Genomic DNA, 17,594 nt, shown 5'->3' with positions numbered 1-17,594 from the left:
GCCAACCGGAGCGACCGCCGTTCGGATGACGGCGCACAGGAGGCCGTGATGAGTGGGAAAGATCGGCCCGAGGGCATCAGTCCGACAGCGGTGGAGGGCGCACCCGGTCTGTGGCGTGTCGATCTTCAGAGACACGATCTCAGCATCGAGGGCCGCGAGGTCATCCAGAGCCGGGTGGAGTTCACGCCGGACTCTCCGCCGTTCAAGCACTTCCATCCCGGCGAAGAGATCATCTGCGTGCTACAGGGATCGCTGGAGTACACGCTCGAAGGCCAGCCACCTGTGGTGTGCACCGTCGGTGACGCTCTCACCGTGCCGTACGGCGTCCACCATCAGGCCCGCAACGTCGGCGACGGCGTCGCCGTCGAACTGGCGACCTACGTCGTCGAGAAGGGTAAGCCGCTTCTCACCAAGGTGGAGTGACCCGCCGGGCGTCGGGTCAGTGGCGCGGGCCGGCCGCGTCGGCGTGGTCGCGGCGACGGGCCGGGTCGAGGCGGGCGATCAGGTCGCCGAGGTGGTCGAGCAGGGCAGGGTCGGCCGGTACGCCGAGGTCGGCGAGGCTGGCCCGGATCAGCTCGTCGAGGCGGGCGTGTTCGCGAAGACCCCGGGCCGTCAGGTAGGCGCGGATGCGTCGGCGGTCCAGGGGGTCGATCCGCCGGAAGACGAGATTGCGGTCGACGAGCTGGTCGACCAGCTTGGTGAGGGTGCCCGGCGGGAGGGACGCCTCAACTGACACCTCGCTCATCGGGTGGCCCTGACCGTCGGCGAGCAGGCAGAGCACCCGCCACGCCTCGGTGGTCAGATCATCCTCGGCCAGGACGGCGCCCAGCCGGCGGGAGAGCAGCCGTTCGGCGCGGGTGAGCGAGCGCAGCAGGTCGGCTGGCGCCCCGGGCACGTCTGACATGGATCTCCCTGGGCCGGTGGCCCTGCCATGGTACCGAGTCGTCCCGGTCCGTGGTGAGCTCTGGTCTTCCGAGGTGGGCCGGGCAATCATGTGCTCATGTCCGCGCCGGCACCGCCGTGGCTCACCGTCGATCGGGCCGTGGTCAGCATCGCGCTGGTCTATCCGATGCGCGGGCCGGCGGGAATGTTCGGCCCGACCTGCGAACTCTGCGCCCAGCTCGCGGTCGAGGAGATCAACGCCTGTGGCGGTGTGCTGGGCCGCGAGGTGCGGCTGGTGCCGGTCGACGGCGGCGCCCCGCCGGTCGAGGTGGCCGCCGAGGTCGAGGCGCTGGTGTCGGTGGGCGCCGTGCAGGGCGTGACCGGTTGGCACATCTCGTCGGTGCGGCAGGCGCTGGCGCCCCGGGTCGCACACCGGGTGCCGTACGTCTACACCGCCCTGTACGAGGGCGGTGAGCGTACCGAGGGGGTGTTCCTGACCAGCGAGACGCCGGACGCCCAGCTGTGGCCCGCGATGCGGCTGCTCGCCGGGGAGCAGGGCGTACGCCGCTGGTTCGTGGTCGGCAACGACTACGTGTGGCCACGGCGTACCGCGCGGGCCGCCCAGCGGTACGCGGTGCGCGGCGGTGGACGGGTGGTGGGGCAGTCGTTCCTGCCGTTGGAGACGCACGACTTCGGCGACGTGCTGCGCCACATCGAGCGCAGCGAGGCCGACGCGGTGGTGATGCTGCTCGTCGGCGCCGACGCGGTGCGGTTCAACCGGGCCTTCGCCCGCGCCGGGATGGATCAGCGCTGCCTGCGACTGAGCACCCTCATGGACGAGAACATGCTGCTGGCTAGCGGTGCCGGGGCGACGCGGCGGCTCTACAGCACGGCGGGCTTCTTCGCCGGACTGGTGACGCAGGAGAATCTCGACTTCCACGGCGAGTTCGCCCGCCGGTTCGGGGTGGAGGCGCCGCCGCTGGGCAGCCTGGGGGAGTCCTGCTACGAGGGCGTGATGCTGCTCGCCGCGCTGATCGGGCAAGCCCGCACCCTCGACGTGCGGGCGATCGAGACGGCCGCCGACACCGTGGCGTACCACGGGCCGCGCGGTCGACTGCGGCTGCGGCGGCGACACGTGCGCCAGCGGATCTACCTCGCCGAGGCCGACGGGCTCGACTTCACGGTGCTCGCCCAGCTCTGACCGTCGGGTCCGGCCTTGACAGGCCCACCCGGCTCGACCCTAAGATGCTTCCTGCGTGAAGTATCTGGCCGAGGGCCGGATGCCGCGATTGTGTGTCCACCGTCGGCGCAATCTGTTCGCCGACCATTGTGGTGGCCATTATTCTTCGAATTCCTCATGGCCGGCGCCGTCTCCGACTGACGGCGTCGGCCATTGTGGTGTGCGCCTTCGACCGTGCGCGGGAAACAGTCAATTAAGGGCTGGGAAACACTCACGCAATCAAGTCGGTCGACGCTTTGCGTGCCCGTACCCGATGCGATGGCCACCGGCGACGTCCACCCGTCGACCTCGGCATCGCGCACTTGAGCTCCACCGGACCGCACCGACCGTCCATTCGTCACAAGAGTGCACCGCAGGGAGAATAGATGTCACTTCTTTGGAGCCGCCGCATCCTGGCGGGCGCCATGACCGTCGTCGCCGCCGCCGCGCTGAGCGCGTGCGGCAGCAAGACCAGTGACGAGGGCGGCGCGGCCGGCGTCACCGCCGACGTCTCCGGCGACACCGTCAAGGTGGGCCTGCTCAACTCGCTCTCCGGCACCATGGCGATCAGCGAGGTCACCGTCCGCGACTCCATCATGCTCGCCGTCGAGGAGATCAACGCGGCCGGCGGCGTGCTCGGCAAGAAGATCCAACCGGTTGGTGAGGACGGCGCCTCGGACTGGCCGACCTTCGCGGAGAAGGCCGAGAAGCTGATCTCCGAAGACCGCGTCGCCGCCGTCTTCGGTTGCTGGACGTCGGCGAGCCGCAAGGCGGTCAAGCCGGTGTTCGAGAAGAACAAGGCGCTGCTGTTCTATCCGGTGCAGTACGAGGGGCTGGAACAGTCGCCCTACATCTTCTACACCGGAGCGACGACCAACCAGCAGATCGTTCCCGGGCTCGACTACCTCAAGGCCCAGGGGGTGAAGTCGGTCTATCTGGTCGGCAGTGACTACGTCTTTCCCCGCACCGCCAACAAAATCATCAAGGCGTACGCGGCCGCCAACGGGATGACGGTGGCCGGCGAGGACTACGCACCGCTCGGGTCCACCGAATTCGGCACGATCGTCAACAAGGTCAAGTCCTCCGGCGCGGCTGCCGTGTTCAACACCCTCAACGGCGACAGCAACGTGGCCTTCTTCAAGGAGTACAAGTCGGCCGGTCTGACCGCCGCGGCGATGCCTGTGGTGTCGGTGTCGATCGCCGAGGAGGAGGTCAAGGGCATCGGCACGCAATACCTTCAGGGCCAGCTGACCGCCTGGAACTACTACCAGACCACGCCCGGCGCGGCGAACAGCAAGTTCGTGGCCGCGTACAAGGCGAAGTACGGCGCGGACAAGCCGACGAGCGACCCGATGGAGGCCGCCTACGTCAGCGTCTACCTGTGGAAGGCGATGGTCACCAAGGCCGGCGCGTTCGACGTCGAGAAGGTCCGCACCGCCTCCGACGGGATCACCTTCGACGCGCCGGAGGGCCTGGTCACCGTCGACGGGAAGACCCAGCACATCGCCAAGACCGCCCGGATCGGCAAGATCGGCGCCGACGGTCTGATCACCGAGGTGTGGAACTCCGGCAAGCCTGTCGCGCCGGACCCGTTCCTCAAGACCTACCCATGGGCGAGCGGCCTGAGCTGACGACGCCGGCCCGGGCGGGCCGTGTTGCCGCGCGGCCCGCCCGGGCCACCCGACCAGCAGTACGGAGTACCCACCGTGACAGTCCTTTTCGGTCAACTCTTCACCGGCATCAGCATCGGCGCGGTGCTGCTGCTCATCGCGCTCGGGCTGGCGCTGACCTTCGGGCAGATGAACGTCATCAACATGGCGCACGGCGAGTTCATCATGGCCGGCGCGTACACCACGTACGTCCTGCAGCAGAGCATCACCTCCGCCGGCCTGTCGCTGGTGGTCGCGCTGCCGGTGGCGTTCGTGGTCGCCGGCACGATGGGTGTGCTGCTGGAGATCCTGCTGATCCGCCGGCTCTACGCCCGCCCGTTGGACACCCTGCTGGTCACCTGGGGTGTGTCGCTGATGCTGCAACAGCTCGCCCGCGACGTCTTCGGCAGCCCGAACGTGCAGACCCGCGCGCCGGACCTGCTGACCGGCAACGTGGCGTTGCCCGGCGGGCTGACCATCGCCAACAACCGGCTGTTCATCCTGGCCCTGGCCCTGGCCGCCGTCGCGGCGCTCACCCTGGCGCTGCGGCTCACCCCGCTCGGGCGTCGGATCCGCGCGGTGGTGCAGAACCGCGACCTCGCCGCGGTGTCCGGCATTCCCACCGCTCGAATCGACCGGACGACGTTCTTCCTCGGCTCCGGCCTGGCCGGGCTCGCCGGGGTGGCGCTCACCCTGCTCGGCCCGATCGGCCCGACAATGGGCACCAACCTGATCATCGACGCCTTCCTGGTCGTCGTGGTCGGCGGGATCGGCCAGCTCAAGGGCAGCGTGATCGTCGCCTTCGCCCTCGGCGTGCTGCAGGCCACCGGGGAATACCTGACCACCCTCAGCGTCGCCAAGGTGATCGTGTTCGTGGCGATCGTCGCGTTCCTCCAGTGGCGACCACAGGGCCTGTTCACCCTGCGGACCAGGAGCCTCGCATGACCGCCGTGACACCCGCCCCACCGGACACCGCCGTGCGACAGGCGCCGGCCGGTGCCGTACCGCCGAACCCGCCGGGGGGGCGGTCGCGGCTGCGCGCGGTGGCGGGCTTCGCGTTCGGCGCGGCGTTGCTCTTCGCCGTGGCGCCGCTGGTCCTGTCGGACTTCCGGTTGGCCCTGCTGGCCAAGTACCTCTGCGTCGCCATGGTCGCGGTGGGCATCGGGATCGCCTGGGGCCGGGGCGGCATGCTCACCCTCGGCCAGGGCGTCTTCTTCGGCCTGGGCGGCTACGCGATGGCCATGCACCTCAAGCTCGCCGACGCGGGCCCGGGTGGGATGCCCGACTTCATGCAGCTGTACGGGCAGCTCGACGAACTGCCCCTGTGGTGGCGGCCGTTCGCCAGCCCGTGGTTCGCGCTGCCCGCCACGGTGCTGCTGCCGATGGCGGTCGCCTTCGGGCTCGGTTCGCTGGTGTTCCGCCGCCGCGTGCGGGGCGCGTACTTCGCCATCCTCAGTCAGGCCCTCGCCGCCGCCATGGTGATCCTCCTGATCGGGCAGCAGGGCACCACGGGCGGCACCAACGGGCTCACCGACATCCAGGGCTTCTTCGGCTACGACCTCGACGACCCGGTCAACCAGCGGATGGTCTACTTCATCATCGCCGCAGTCCTGCTGGCGTTGCTCGCGCTGGCCCGCCAGCTCATCCACAGCCGCTACGGCGAGCTGCTGGTGGCGGTCCGCGACGGCGAGGAGCGGGTCCGCTTCCTCGGCTACGACCCGGCGTCGGTCAAGCTCGTCGCGTACGTGGTCGCGGCCGGTATGGCGGGGCTGGCCGGGGCGCTGTTCGTGCCGGCGGTGGGCATCATCTCGCCCGCGCTGATCGGGATCGTCCCGTCGATCGAGTTCGTCATCGGGGTGGCGGTGGGTGGCCGGGCGACGCTGCTGGGCCCGGTGCTCGGCGCGGTGGCGGTGGCCTGGGCGCGTACCGCCCTGTCGGAGCGTTTCCCGGGGACCTGGACGTACCTGCAGGGTCTGCTCTTCGTGGTCGTGGTGGCGTTCCTTCCCGGCGGCCTGGCGTCGCTGTGGGCGCTGGCCCGCCATCGGGCCCCCGGGCCGGCGTCGGACCGGCGTGGATGGTCGCCGCTGGGCCGGCGACGCGGCGATCGAGCGGAGGTGCCGGCGGCATGAGCGGCGATCTGCTGGACGGCCTGTCCGTCCGTGACGTGCGGGTCAGCTTCGACGGCTTCACCGCAGTCGACGGCGTCTCGCTGGAGGTGCCGGCCGGCGACATCCGGTTCCTGATCGGGCCGAACGGCGCCGGCAAGACCACCCTCGTCGACGCGGTCACCGGCCTGGTGCGGGCCACCGGCTCGGTACGGTTCGGCGACCAGGAGCTGCTCGGCCGCCCGGTGCACCGGATCAGCCGGCTGGGCATCGGGCGGACGTTCCAGACGTCCACGGTGTTCGAGGAGCTGTCGGTCGTGCAGAACCTCGACATCGCGGCCGGCGCCCGGCGGAGCTGGGTGACGCTGGCGCGGCGCCGGCGGGGGATACCCGACGAGGTGGCCGCCGCGCTGGAGACCATCGGCCTGACCGGGCGGGCCGACCAGCTCGCCGGGACGCTCGCGCACGGTCAGAAGCAGTGGCTGGAGATCGGCATGCTGCTGGTGCAGGACGCGCGGCTGCTGCTGCTCGACGAGCCGGTCGCCGGGATGAGCCACGAGGAACGCGACGCCACCGGCGCGCTGCTGGAGACGGTGAGCCGGGACCGCACGGTGGTGGTGATCGAGCACGACATGGACTTCCTGCGCCGGTTCGCGCGCAGCGTCACGGTGCTGCACGCCGGCAAGGTGCTCAGCGAGGGCACTGTGGCGCAGGTCCAGGCGGATCCGCGTGTGCAGGAGGTCTACCTTGGCCACCCGGTCGACGCCGGGGCGGTTCCCAGCGGTCTGGAGGCATGATGCTGACCCTGCGCGGGGTGCACGCCGGATACGGGCGTTCGAGGGTGCTGCACGGGGTGGATCTCGCCGTCCCGCCCGACGGGGTGGCCGCGGTGCTCGGGCACAACGGCGCCGGCAAGAGCACCCTGCTGCGGGTCGCGGCGGGCCTGCTGCGCCCCAGCGCCGGCACGGTCGAGCTGGACGGCGAGGACGTCACCCGTCTCGCACCGCACGAGCGGGTGCAGCGTGGGATGGCGTACGTCCCGCAGGGCCAGCAGTGCTTCGGGCACCTGACGGCCGGGGAGAACCTGCGCCTGGTCGCCGACGGCCGGCGTGACGGCGCGGCGGCCACGGCGGAGGTGCTGGACCTGTTCCCGGCGCTGCGCCCGCTGCTGCGCCGGCGGGCCGGGCTGCTCTCCGGCGGCCAGCGCCAGCAACTGGCCATCGCCCGCGCGCTGATCACCCGGCCCCGGCTGCTGATGCTCGACGAGCCGACCGAGGGCATCCAGCCGTCGGTGGTCGCGGAGATCCAGGAGCGGATCGTCGAGCTGACCCGGCAGCCCGGCTTCAGCGTGCTGCTCGTGGAGCAGCACCTGGGTTTCGCGCTGCGGGTGGCGAACCGCTACCACGTGCTGGAGTCCGGCCGGGTCACCTCGGACGGCGACGGCGGCGTCACCGCGGAGCGGGAGGTCCGGGCGGCCCTGGCGGTCTGACCGCACCCCCGCCGCCGGTCAGGTCCTCGGCGCGGGCCCTGTCGAGTCGCGGACGACCAGCAGGTGGCCGGTGGCGCGGCGGCGGGGCCGCGCCGAGCGGGGCTTGAGGGCGAGGGTGAGCGCGGTGCGGCCCATCTCGGCCATCGGCAGTCGGATGGTGGTGAGGCTGGGCGCGAGGTCGGCGGCGACGGACACGTCGTCGAAGCCGACGACGGAGACCCGCGCGGGCACCGGCACGCGGCGCGACCGCAGCGTCGAGAGCACGCCGATCGCCATGGCGTCGTTCAGCGCGATGATCGCCGTGGTCTCCGGGTGCTCGTTGAGGATCTGCTCGGTGGCGGCGCGTCCACCACCGCGGGTGAAGTCCCCGTGGACGACTGTCAGGTCGTCGGGGCGCAGCCCGCGCTGCCGCAGCGCGGACGTGACGCCGGCGAGCCGGTCGGCGACAGTGGTGAGGCCGGCGCTGCCGGCGGCGACCGCGATGCGGCGGTGGCCGAGGTCCATGAGGTGCGTGGCGAGCGCGTGGCCACCGGCCTCGTTGTCCGGCAGGACGGCGTCGACGCCGAGCGCGTGCCGGCCGATGGCGGCGACCCGACCGCCGTGGTCCTGGAACGCCGCCAGCTCGGCGCGGGCCTCGGTCTCGACCCGCGGGTCGTCGTACCCGGAGCCGCTGATCAGGATGATGCCGACCCGTTGGGCGATGAGGTGGCGCAGCTGTTGCAGCTCGTAGCCCGGGTCGCGGCCGGACTGGCAGATCTGCACCAGCAGCCCCTGCTCGGCGGCGAGCTGGATGACTCCGGCGGCGATCTCGGAGAAGTAGGGGTCGTCGACTTGGTGGACGATCAGCCCGACGGTGGACCGGGCGCCGCCGGCCAGGGTGCGGGCGTACGGGTTGGCGACGTAGCCCAGCTCGTGGGCGACCCGCCGGATCCGGTCGGCCACCTCGGTGCTGACCCCCTCGCGGCCGGCGAGGGCCCGGGAGGCGGTGGCCAGCGAGACGCCCGCGCGTTCGGCCACCTCCACGAGGCGGGGCCGCTGGCCAGCCCTGGGCATCCGCAACTCCCCGAAAACATCCATGTCACCCGATCTATTGCCAGTGACGTTCGTCGAAGCCTAGGGTACGTAAGCGCTTACGTAAGCGCTTACGTAGCGGGCACCGGCGTGCCGCGAAACGAGGTGAACGATGTCCAGAGCCCGAATCGTCGCCGTCTCGCTCCTGGTGGTCGGCGTGCTGACCGGCGCGGGCGTACCGCCGGCCCAGGCGGACCGGAGCACCGCCCGCGACGTCCATCCGGCCTTGCGGGCGCACCTGGTCGCCGCGTACGACTTCGACCACCCGGTGCCGGGCGACCCGGCCCTGGAGCGTGACCAGGGCCGCTCGGGCACCGAGATCGAGCTGATCAACGGCGGCGCGGCGATGCGGGTGCCCGATCGCGCCTACCGGGGCAGCGGCAACGCGGTGCAGACCCGGCAGGTCGACCCGGCGACCACCGGCAACGACGACTGGAAGGCCGGGACGTGGTCGGCCAGCGGGGTGCGGACGTTGCGCGCCTTCAGCGCCACCGGCGGCACCACCATCATGGGCTGGTTCAAGCTGAACATGGACAGCCCGGCGCTCAACTCCACCACCGCCGACCCGGACGACAGGTACAACGCGATAGGGCTGGCCGGCCTGCTCACCGGCGACTCCGACGGGCACGGCGTCCGGGCTCTGCTGGAGCTGATCGACGTCGACGGCGAACTGCGCCTCGTCGCGCTCGGCCGCCGCCTCGACGGCGGCAACTCGCAGACGTTCGCCGCGCGGCCGGACTGGCGGGACCTGCTGCCGGTGGGGGAGTGGGTGCACCTCGCGGCCACCTTCGACTTCGGCACCGGCGCGCTGGCCCTCTACCGCAACGGCGAACCCGTCGACGGTTTCTACACCCGCGCCGACGACCCGTGGCTCGTGTCGGGGCCCGGCCTGCACGTGACCACCGCCTCCGACCCGCGGGGCATCAAGATCGGCGGGAGCTTCCCGCAGGACACGCTCGAACGCAACCCCTGCGACTGCCGCATGGACGGCCTGCTGTTCCTCGACAGCGTGGTCTCCGCGCGCGACGTGCGCAGGCAGTACCACCACCTGGCCCGCTGACCACCCTCGGCACCGTCCCACCGAGAAGGAGACACGCGTGCGCACCCTCCACCGCCGACCCACCCTGAGGGCCGGCCTCACCGCCCTCGTGGTGGTGCTGTCCACACTGGTCGCGGCCCCCGCCCGAGCCGCCGACGCGGTCTACGACCCGATCCCCGAGATGCCGACCCAGTCCCGCCTCGGGCTGGTCCTGAGCGAGTACGCGCGCTTCCCGCAGTCGTACCCGACCCCCGCGCCGACGGACCAGCGGCTCATGCGGACCGCCCGGATCAACACGATCATGGAGTTGCCCGACGGCTCCGGCCGGCGCGCGGTGCCCGACCTGAACGGCAACCTCTACCTGGTCGAGAACGGCGTGCCGCACGTCTACCTCGACATGGCGGCCACCTTCGCACCCCAGTTCTTCTCCGGCCGGGGGCTCGGTCAGGGCTTCGGGTACGTCGCCTTCCACCCCGAGTTCGGCGTCAACGGCCGGTTCTACACCATCCACACCGAGCTGGCCTCGGCGACGACCACGCCACCGGACCACGCCCAGGCCGGCACGATCTACCACGGTGTCATCACCGAGTGGACGGCCACCGACCCGGCCGCCGACACCTTCGCCGGCACCCGCCGGGAGGTGCTCCGCATCGGCTTCGGCGGGCAGGTGCACGGCATCCAGGAGATCAACTTCAACCCGACGGCGAAGCGCCACGACCGCGACTACGGCCTGCTGTACCTCGCCGTCGGCGACGGCGGCCTGGGCGTACGCACCACCGACCCGCAGAACCTGGGCCTGCCGCACGGCAAGCTGCTGCGCATCGACCCGCGCGGCACCAACTCGGCCAACGGCCGGTACGGCATTCCCGCCGACAACCCGTTCGTCGGGCGGGCCGGCGCGCTCGGCGAGATCTACGCCGTGGGCTTTCGCGACCCGCACCGGTTCAGCTGGGACCGGGCGACCGGCCGGATGTACCTCGGGCACATCGGTGAGCACGCCATCGAGGCGATCTACGAGGTCCGCGCCGGCGACAACTTCGGCTGGAGCGAGCGCGAGGGCTCCTTCGTCTTCGACAAGGCGGCCACCAACCCCTGCGACCGGCTGTTCCCGCTGCCCGCCGACGACGAGCGCTACGGCTACACGTACCCCGTCGCCGCGTACGACCACGACCCCGCCGCGGACTGGAACTGCACCGCGGACGTCGGCGTCGCGGTGGCCGGCGGGTTCGTCTACCGCGGACGTGCGGTGCCCGCGCTGCGCGGCAAGTATGTCTTCGGCGACCTGGTCGACGGCCGGGTGCTCTACACCGAGGCGAACGAGATGCGCCGCGGTCACGGCCTCGCGCCGATCCACCAGCTCGCGCTCTTCGACGCCGCGGGTGGCCCGGTGCGGATGCGGGACCTCTCCGCGCCGGGCGCCCCCGGCGACCCCAACCGGGTCGACCTGCGCTTCGGCACCGACGCCGCCGGCGAGCTGTACCTCGTCGCCAAGGCCAACGGCACGATCTGGAAGGTGACCGGCATGAGGGAGTTCGCCAGGGGCGACGTCGGCGACACCACGCTGCGCCGCACCGCGGGCGCCGCGAACTGGGCGCCGGTGACGCCCGCGAAGTGGCAGTTCACCCGCGACCAGGTCATCCTCGCCGAGGCCGGGGAGAGCCGGCCGGGCCCGCGCCGGCCCTTCGAGTACGCCGTGCTGACCGCCGGCCCGGCGTGGTCGTCGGTGCAGATCGACGCCCGGGTACGACTCGACACACCTGTGGAGATCAGCAACCGCGACGTGATCATCGTCTTCGGCTGGCGCTCGGACACGGAGTTCTACTACGCCCACCTCTCCACCGACAACACGATCTATCCGCACAATGGCATCTTCAAGGTCAACAACGCCGACCGGGAGCGCATCGACCACCAGTGGAACGGCCGCTCCCGTGGCGCCAACCCGGCGATCACCGACGCCGAGTGGCACCGCGTACGCGTCGTGCACCTGCCGGCCACCGGCGAGATCGCCGTCTACGTCGACGGGCACCGCGACCCGCTGCTCACCGCGAAGGACACCACCTTCGGCTCGGGGCGGGTGGGCTTCGGCTCGTTCGACAACGTCGGCCGGCTGCGCAACCTCACCGTCACCGGCACACCGGCCTGAGACCCGCCGGGGGCGGCGGTCACCCTGCCGCCGTCCCCCTCGGGCGCGCAACCCGCCCGGAGGGCACCGTCGCGTTCGTAGAATCCGTGCCATGGCGCAGATCGTCGAGTTGCTGGCCTCGCCCGTGCACCGCTTCCTGGGCCGGCCCTCCGACGGCCCGGCGCCGGCCCCTCCCGGCGAACTGGTCGACACCGTCGCGCTCCGCGCCGGCCTCGGCATCGTCGGCGACCGCTACTTCGGCAAGCCCGCGCACCGCGACGCCAGCGTGACAGTGATCGCCCAGGAGTCCCTGCCGGCCGGCATCGGCCTCGCGCAGGTGCGACGCAACATCCTCACCGCCGGCATCGCCGTGGACGAGTTGATCGGCCGGGTCCTGATCCTGGATTCCGGCGACGGCCCGGTCAGCCTGCGGGTGAACCGGGCCGCCCGCCCGTGCGCCTGGATGGACGTCACTGTCGGTCCGGGCGCCTGGAAGGCGCTGCGCACCACGGGCGGCATCCGCTGCACCCCGCTCAACGACGGTCTGCTGCGCGTCGGCCCGATCGACGCCACCGTGAGCTGAAGCGGCACATGCCGGCCGCCACCGTGAGCTGGGCGGAACAGCCCGTCCGGCGGTCAGACCGGGCTGATGTGTGCGGCGAGGATGCGCCAGCCGTGCGGGTCGTCGTGGATCCAGGTCCGGGTGTAGCGCAGGCGCGCGGCGAACGGCTCACCGTTGAACACCCCGGCGACCCGGCCCAGGAAGAACGTCACGCCGGTCCGCCCGACGACGAGCAGGTCCAGTTCCTCCTCGACCAGCTCCTCGATGATCGAGGTCCGGTCCCGGTGCGCCGCCAGGTCCTCGGCCTTGCCGTGCTGGCGGCCGTCGGGGCCGATCGCGATGAGCTGGTCGACCAGCAACTGATCGAGGGCCGCGACGTCACCGGCCCGCTGCGCGGCCTGCAGGGTGCGTTCGGCGTCGAGCAGCTCCGCCTCGCGTGCGCTGTCCGGCATGGCCGTCCTCCTGGTCTCCGTCGTCCGACGCCACCGTCCGGACTGACCGCATTGTGGCAGCCGGCACGCCTCGACGTGGGCGCATCGGCGGCGCGTCTCGTCCCACCGTGGCCCCCATCTGGTCCGAGCGCCACCTCGATGCGCCGGCCGTGTGCCGTACGCCTGTCGGTGACTAGGCTTCGTGCCATGGCGGACCACGGTGGTCCCGGCGCGTACGCCGCCGAAGCGACGCGGCCGGTCGAGGCGGTCGTCCGGGAGATCCTCGCGGTCGTCCCGGCCGGGTGCACGTGGCTGGTGCCCGTGCCCGACGATCACCGGGCGGCCGCCGACTTCCGGATCGCGGCCACCAGCGGCCAGAGCCACGACATCTACGGGCGGGGCGTCGACCGGGTGGGCGCCCGGCTCAGCGAGCTGTACCCCAGCATGGTCGGCGGCCCTCTCTGGCAGCTCTACCAGCAGGTCCTCGCCACCGGTTCGTCCGGTCGCCTGGCCGACTTCCGGTACCTGGAGAAGCGCACCGGCGTCGTCGCCGACTCGCTGTTCGACATCCACGTGCACCGCGTCCTCGGCGGTCTGCTGGTGTCCTGGCAGCGTCTCGACGAGGACCGCCGGCGCATGGACCACACCGAGCTGCTGGGCAGCCTCGGCTGGGCGGAGTACGACCTGGCCAGCGGGGTCAGCCAGTGGTCACCCGGGATGTACCGGATCTTCGAGCGCGATCCGGCGCTCGGCCCGCTGTCGCGCACCGAGCAGGCAGCCGCCCTGCTCCCCGACGACTACATGCTCAGCGAGACGGCGTGGCAGACGCTGGACAGCGGCGCGTCCTCGGACGTGACGGTCCGGTTCCAGACGGCGGGCGCGGTGCGGTATCTGCGCATCCTGTCCGACGTCTCCCGCGACGCGGACGGCGCACCGCTGAAGATCCACGCCGTGGTGCAGGACGTGACCGCCCGGGTGGACTCCCGGACCGCCATCGAGCGACTCAGCGACCAGTTGCGGACGCGGGAGATGACAGCCCTCGCTGAGCACCGGCTGGCCGGGCAGTTGCAGAACCTCATCCAGCCGGTGCCCCGCGACCCGTTTCCGCTGGCCGGCCTGGAGGCGGTGGTCAACTACCTGCCGGCCGAGAGCACCGCGCGGGTCGGCGGGGACTGGTACCACGCGCAGTCCCTGCCGGACGGAAAGGTGGTGCTCGCCGTCGGCGACGTCGCCGGTCACGGATTGGACGCGGCGAGCGGAATGGCGCACCTGCGCTTCGCCCTGGTCGCCTGGCTCTCGATCGGCATCCGGGACCCGTCGGTGCTGCTGGGGCACCTCAACCGGCTCTGCGGGCAGCTCTCGATCACCGCAACCGCGGTGGTCGCGGTGTACGACCCGGCCACCCGGGTGCTCTGCTGGGGCCGCGCCGGGCACATGGTGCCGCTGCTGTCCCGCGCCGGCCAGACCGACCCGCTCGACCGCCCCCCGGGTCTGCTGCTGGGCGCCGGGGACGACGCCGCGTACCCGGTGCTCGCCCCGCGCCTGAACCCCGGCGACGTCGTGCTGTTCTACACCGACGGCCTGGTCGAGAGACGCGCGCCCGAGCAGGACCTGCTGCCGCAGGTGCGCGAAACCCTCTCGGCGCTCACCGCGACGCCGGGTGAGCAGCCCCTCGCGCGGCTGCGTGACCTGCTCAACCATCCCAGCCCGGACGACGACACGTGCACCCTGGCCGTGCGCGTGCTGCCCTGAGCCGCCGCGCTCAGAGCGCCAGTCGGATCCGGACCACGGTGCCCTCACTGGCGGTCAGCACGGCCACCTCGTCACAGATCTGCTCGACGATGGCCAGCCCGCGACCCCGTACCGCGTCGGCGGCCGGCATGACCCGGCCGAACGCCCGCGCCGGGCCCCGATCGACGACGTCGCAGAACAACTGGTCACCCTCGGCCCAGAGCCGGACCCGGCCACCGTCGGAGGTGTGCTGCAACGTGTTCGTGGCCAGCTCGCTGACCGCCAGCGCCAGCAGCTCTACCCGCTCGGCCGGCAGGCCCCGGGCGACGGCGCCGGCGCAGACGAACGCCCGCAGCGCCCGCAGGTCGTTCGCCACCTCGTACGCCATGGTGTCGGTGCGCAGGGCGGGCGAGGGCTGCTCGGCCACGGTACGGGTCTCTCGCCGGTCGGCCGCCATCAGCCCGCCAGCCGCGAGTCGTCGGCGGGCGGGCGCAGCAGGTTGCCGATGCCGGTGATGTCGAGGACGGCCGCTACCGGGCCGGCGGCGTTCACGGCGTACAGATGCCGGCCGCTCGCGCGTGCCTCCTGATGGGCGGTCACCAGGCCGTGCAGGCCGGTGGAGTCGAGGAACCGCAGCCCGCCGACGTCGACCACCACCACCGGCGCGGCGCGCACCGCCGCGGACAGCACGCCCGTCAGCTCAGCCTGGGCGGCCAGGTCACACTCACCGGTCAGCGTGACCACGATTCGCCCGGGTGCCGTGGACGTGCGGGCCTCGAAGTGCGCCATCAGACAGCAGCACCCTTCCTCGTAGCGTCAGCTGTTGTCGGCACATCATGTCATCCGCCGGCCGACTGACCACGTCGTCCGTTCGGCGGGTGATCACGAAAACCCGTTCCGGTCCGCTCCGGGGCCCGACGACGGGACGCGGAACGTCCGGCGCGGGTCGCCGATTCGCCCTTGCAGGGGGTCAGGGCGTCGCGTCGAACGCGACGGACTCGCTCAACTCGCGCCACCGCGCGTCGGACGCGGCGAGCGCCTCGGCGACCGTCGAGGCGGCCGCCACGGCGTCGGCGCCGAGGAGCAACCGGGCGGGCGGGTCGTCGACGCGGGTGATCCGGATGATCGCCTGGGCGGCCCGGGTGGGGTCGCCGGGCTGGTTCCCGCTGGTGCGACGCATCCGCTCCACGACCGGCTCGATGACCGGCCGGTACGGCTCGCTGACCGGCAACATGCTCATCGAGGCGCCTGCCCAGTCGGTGCGCAGCGCGCCCGGCTCGACCGTGGTGATCCGGATCCCGAACGACGCGACCTCCGTGGCGAGCACCGCCGAGAAGCCGGCGACCGCCCACTTGGCGGACTGGTAGGCGCCCAGCCCGGTGCTGGCCACCCGGTCGCCGACACTGGAGATCTGCACGATGTGCCCGCGCCCCTGCCCCCGCAGCACCGGCAGGGCGGCGCGGGTCAGGTTGACCACTCCGAAGAAGTTGGCCTCGATCTGCGCCCGGAATGCCTCCTCGGACACGTCCTCGATCGCGGCCACGTCGGCGTACCCGGCGTTGTTGACCAGGACGTCCAGGCTCCCGAACGCGTCCACCGTGCCCTGTACGGCCGTCCGGGCGGCGGCGGGATCGGTGACGTCGAGCGCGAGCGCCCGGACCTGGTCGCCGTACCGGTCGGTGAGGTCGGCGAGCTGCGCCGGGTTGCGGGCGGTGGCGACGAGCCGGTCGCCGTCGGCCAGCACAGCTTCGGCGAGCGCCCGGCCGAGCCCTCGCGAGCAACCGGTGACGAGCCAGACTCGTGCCACGACGTCTCCTCCTGACGGGCGACCCGCGTGGTCGCTACGGGCGGATGTCCAGGGCACCGATCAGGCCGTCGCGCAGGGTGAACCGGTACCGCAGCTCGATCGGGCTGCCCGGAAAGTCACCCGACACCCGTGTGCTGACCAGGTACGAGTCGCCCGCCTGGGGCGTCACCCGCAACGGTTCGGCAGTGTACGAGGAGGCCGCCGCCGTCCGCTGTGCCCAGGAGCGGATCGACGGTCGGCCGTCGTACAGCCGGTCCTCGTCGGCCACGCTCGCGGTGTCCGCGAAGCAGGCGACGAGGGCGTCGAGGTCGTTGTCGCCGACGGCTCGGAAGTACCTGTCGATCACGTCGGGCAGGTCGACAGCCATCTGCTCCTCCTGCGGCACGGGCCGCCCTCGGGCGGCTGGCGTGAACCCGGTCCGACCCCACCGTACGAGACGGGGCTGACCGGGCGCGGAGCAACCGACAGAACCGACCTCGGCGCGCGTGGCGCCGGCGGCGGGATCCGCCACCGGCGCCACGCGGCGCGGGTCAGGGCTTGCGGCCGACGGCGCAGTAGCCGTCCAGGGGTGCCGGGGTGCCGTCGTGCTCGGGCCGCCAGTGGGTGAACGGCACCAGACCGGGCTCGACCAGCTCCAGGCCGTCGAAGAACCGGGCGATCCGCTGCGGACTGCGCAGGTGGTACGGCAGCGCGCCGCTCTCGTTGTACTGGCGGTGCGACTCGACGACGGCCTCGCTGGTGTCGGTGCCGTCGGAGAGCGCCAGGTAGCTGCCGGACGGCACCGCGTCGAGCAGGGCGCGGATGATGGCGACCGCCTCGTCGTCGTCGCCGACGTGGCCCATCACCCCGAACAGCAGGACGGCGACGGGTTCGGTGAAGTCGAGGTGCTCGGCGGCCTGCCGGAGCACCGCCTCCGGCTCGCGCAGGTCGGCGTGGATGTAGCGGGTCAGCCCGTCCGGGCTGCCGACCAGCAGCGCCCGCGCGTGGGCCAGCACCATCGGGTCGTTGTCGACGTAGACGACCCGGCTCCGCGGGTTGACCCGCTGGGCCACCTGGTGGGTGTTGTCGGCGGTCGGCAGACCGGTGCCGACGTCGAGGAACTGGCGGATCCCCGCCTCACCGGCGAGGAAGCGCACCGCGCGGGACAGGAACGCCCGTGACTCGCGGGCGGTCTCGATCATCGCGGGGAACAGCTCGCGTACCTGCTCGCCGGCCAGCCGGTCGATCTCGAAGTTGTCCTTGCCGCCCAACCAGTAGTTCCAGATCCGGGCCGAGTGCGGCACGCTGGTGTCGATCTTGGGCTGGTCGGCGGCCGGCAGGGGGGCGATTTCCGCCATGGGGCGTCCTTCCGCTCGGGGGTGGGCAAGACACGAAGGACAACCATGTTCGCACAGCCCTTCGATGCGCAAAGCGGACGCCCACGCCCTCGGGTTTGCCGCCGGTCGGCCCGGGTAGCCACGCGTCTCGGCAACGGAAAGGGCGGGACC

At 72.1% G+C, this 17,594-nt stretch carries 19 protein-coding genes; 11 read left to right on the top strand and 8 right to left on the bottom strand.

The genetic code is table 11. The features are described 5' to 3' along the window. Positions 1-90: 90 nt before the first annotated feature. Positions 91-423: a cupin domain-containing protein gene (locus AB0B39_RS09555; RefSeq protein ID WP_357573993.1), complete on the top strand. Its 333-nt coding sequence runs from the start codon at positions 91-93 to the stop codon at positions 421-423. 16 nt (positions 424-439) lie between these two features. On the opposite strand, the gene AB0B39_RS09550 is transcribed toward AB0B39_RS09555, so the two are convergent. Further along, the gene (locus tag AB0B39_RS09550) at positions 440-904 is read right to left on the bottom strand and encodes a MarR family transcriptional regulator (protein ID WP_357573992.1); all 465 of its coding nucleotides are present in this window, start codon (positions 902-904) and stop codon (positions 440-442) included. A 96-nt stretch (positions 905-1,000) separates the two neighbouring features. On the opposite strand from AB0B39_RS09550, the gene AB0B39_RS09545 reads away from it, so the two are divergent. The 6 genes from AB0B39_RS09545 to urtE all read left to right on the top strand — a co-directional run bounded on the left by AB0B39_RS09545 (position 1,001) and on the right by urtE (position 7,344). Further along, positions 1,001-2,083 carry a substrate-binding domain-containing protein gene (locus tag AB0B39_RS09545; RefSeq protein WP_357573991.1) on the top strand — a complete coding sequence of 361 codons (1,083 nt, stop codon included), beginning with the start codon at positions 1,001-1,003 and terminating at the stop codon, positions 2,081-2,083. Positions 2,084-2,487: 404 nt separating this feature from the next. Continuing rightward, positions 2,488-3,732, top strand: coding sequence for an urea ABC transporter substrate-binding protein (gene urtA, locus AB0B39_RS09540; RefSeq protein WP_234586789.1), 1,245 nt, complete (start codon positions 2,488-2,490; stop codon positions 3,730-3,732). Positions 3,733-3,807: 75 nt separating this feature from the next. Next, a complete protein-coding gene (gene urtB, locus AB0B39_RS09535) occupies positions 3,808-4,695 on the top strand; it encodes an urea ABC transporter permease subunit UrtB (protein ID WP_234586787.1) in 888 nt (295 codons plus the stop codon). Next, positions 4,692-5,879, top strand: coding sequence for an urea ABC transporter permease subunit UrtC (gene urtC / locus AB0B39_RS09530; RefSeq protein WP_357492207.1), 1,188 nt, complete (start codon positions 4,692-4,694; stop codon positions 5,877-5,879). The genes urtB and urtC overlap by 4 nt, the downstream gene beginning before the upstream one ends. After that, positions 5,876-6,652, top strand: coding sequence for an urea ABC transporter ATP-binding protein UrtD (gene urtD, locus AB0B39_RS09525; RefSeq protein WP_357573990.1), 777 nt, complete (start codon positions 5,876-5,878; stop codon positions 6,650-6,652). The genes urtC and urtD overlap by 4 nt, the downstream gene beginning before the upstream one ends. Next, entirely contained in the window at positions 6,652-7,344 is a 693-nt protein-coding gene (gene urtE, locus AB0B39_RS09520) for an urea ABC transporter ATP-binding subunit UrtE (protein ID WP_357573989.1), read from the top strand. The genes urtD and urtE overlap by 1 nt, the downstream gene beginning before the upstream one ends. 18 nt (positions 7,345-7,362) lie before the next feature. Here urtE and AB0B39_RS09515 read toward each other — a convergent pair whose 3' ends face one another. Continuing rightward, complete coding sequence (locus AB0B39_RS09515; RefSeq protein WP_357573988.1) at positions 7,363-8,397, bottom strand: LacI family DNA-binding transcriptional regulator; 1,035 nt, start codon at positions 8,395-8,397, stop codon at positions 7,363-7,365. A 130-nt stretch (positions 8,398-8,527) separates the two neighbouring features. On the opposite strand from AB0B39_RS09515, the gene AB0B39_RS09510 reads away from it, so the two are divergent. The 3 genes from AB0B39_RS09510 (at position 8,528) to AB0B39_RS09500 (ending at position 12,159) form a co-directional block, all read left to right on the top strand. Beyond that, positions 8,528-9,475, top strand: coding sequence for a LamG-like jellyroll fold domain-containing protein (locus tag AB0B39_RS09510; protein ID WP_357492201.1), 948 nt, complete (start codon positions 8,528-8,530; stop codon positions 9,473-9,475). A 37-nt stretch (positions 9,476-9,512) separates the two neighbouring features. Further along, positions 9,513-11,597: a PQQ-dependent sugar dehydrogenase gene (locus AB0B39_RS09505; protein ID WP_357573987.1), complete on the top strand. Its 2,085-nt coding sequence runs from the start codon at positions 9,513-9,515 to the stop codon at positions 11,595-11,597. A 91-nt stretch (positions 11,598-11,688) separates the two neighbouring features. Beyond that, complete coding sequence (locus tag AB0B39_RS09500) at positions 11,689-12,159, top strand: molybdenum cofactor biosysynthesis protein (protein WP_357492197.1); 471 nt, start codon at positions 11,689-11,691, stop codon at positions 12,157-12,159. Between the two features lie 53 nt (positions 12,160-12,212). On the opposite strand, the gene AB0B39_RS09495 is transcribed toward AB0B39_RS09500, so the two are convergent. Then, positions 12,213-12,590 carry a nuclear transport factor 2 family protein gene (locus AB0B39_RS09495; protein WP_357492195.1) on the bottom strand — a complete coding sequence of 126 codons (378 nt, stop codon included), beginning with the start codon at positions 12,588-12,590 and terminating at the stop codon, positions 12,213-12,215. A gap of 186 nt (positions 12,591-12,776) precedes the next feature. On the opposite strand from AB0B39_RS09495, the gene AB0B39_RS09490 reads away from it, so the two are divergent. After that, positions 12,777-14,321, top strand: a complete 1,545-nt coding sequence (locus AB0B39_RS09490; protein WP_357573986.1) for a SpoIIE family protein phosphatase — start codon at positions 12,777-12,779, stop codon at positions 14,319-14,321. Between the two features lie 10 nt (positions 14,322-14,331). Here the strand turns inward: AB0B39_RS09490 and AB0B39_RS09485 are convergent, their stop codons facing one another. The 5 genes from AB0B39_RS09485 to AB0B39_RS09465 form a co-directional block, all read right to left on the bottom strand. Beyond that, positions 14,332-14,727: an ATP-binding protein gene (locus tag AB0B39_RS09485; RefSeq protein WP_357573985.1), complete on the bottom strand. Its 396-nt coding sequence runs from the start codon at positions 14,725-14,727 to the stop codon at positions 14,332-14,334. Between the two features lie 29 nt (positions 14,728-14,756). Beyond that, the gene (locus AB0B39_RS09480) at positions 14,757-15,089 is read right to left on the bottom strand and encodes an STAS domain-containing protein (protein ID WP_357492189.1); all 333 of its coding nucleotides are present in this window, start codon (positions 15,087-15,089) and stop codon (positions 14,757-14,759) included. A gap of 181 nt (positions 15,090-15,270) precedes the next feature. Next, on the bottom strand, positions 15,271-16,107 hold the full coding sequence (locus AB0B39_RS09475) for an oxidoreductase (protein ID WP_357492187.1): 837 nt from the start codon (positions 16,105-16,107) through the stop codon (positions 15,271-15,273). A gap of 34 nt (positions 16,108-16,141) precedes the next feature. Then, positions 16,142-16,474 carry a nuclear transport factor 2 family protein gene (locus AB0B39_RS09470; RefSeq protein WP_234586754.1) on the bottom strand — a complete coding sequence of 111 codons (333 nt, stop codon included), beginning with the start codon at positions 16,472-16,474 and terminating at the stop codon, positions 16,142-16,144. A 163-nt stretch (positions 16,475-16,637) separates the two neighbouring features. Next, complete coding sequence (locus AB0B39_RS09465) at positions 16,638-17,444, bottom strand: SAM-dependent methyltransferase (protein WP_357492185.1); 807 nt, start codon at positions 17,442-17,444, stop codon at positions 16,638-16,640. Between the last annotated feature and the right edge of the window lie 150 nt (positions 17,445-17,594).

This window comes from Micromonospora sp. NPDC049114, assembly GCF_040648635.1.
Classification (GTDB): Bacteria; Actinomycetota; Actinomycetes; order Mycobacteriales; family Micromonosporaceae; genus Micromonospora.
Note: the sequence above shows the minus strand (reverse complement) of the source record. Positions and strands in the feature narration are given on the sequence as shown.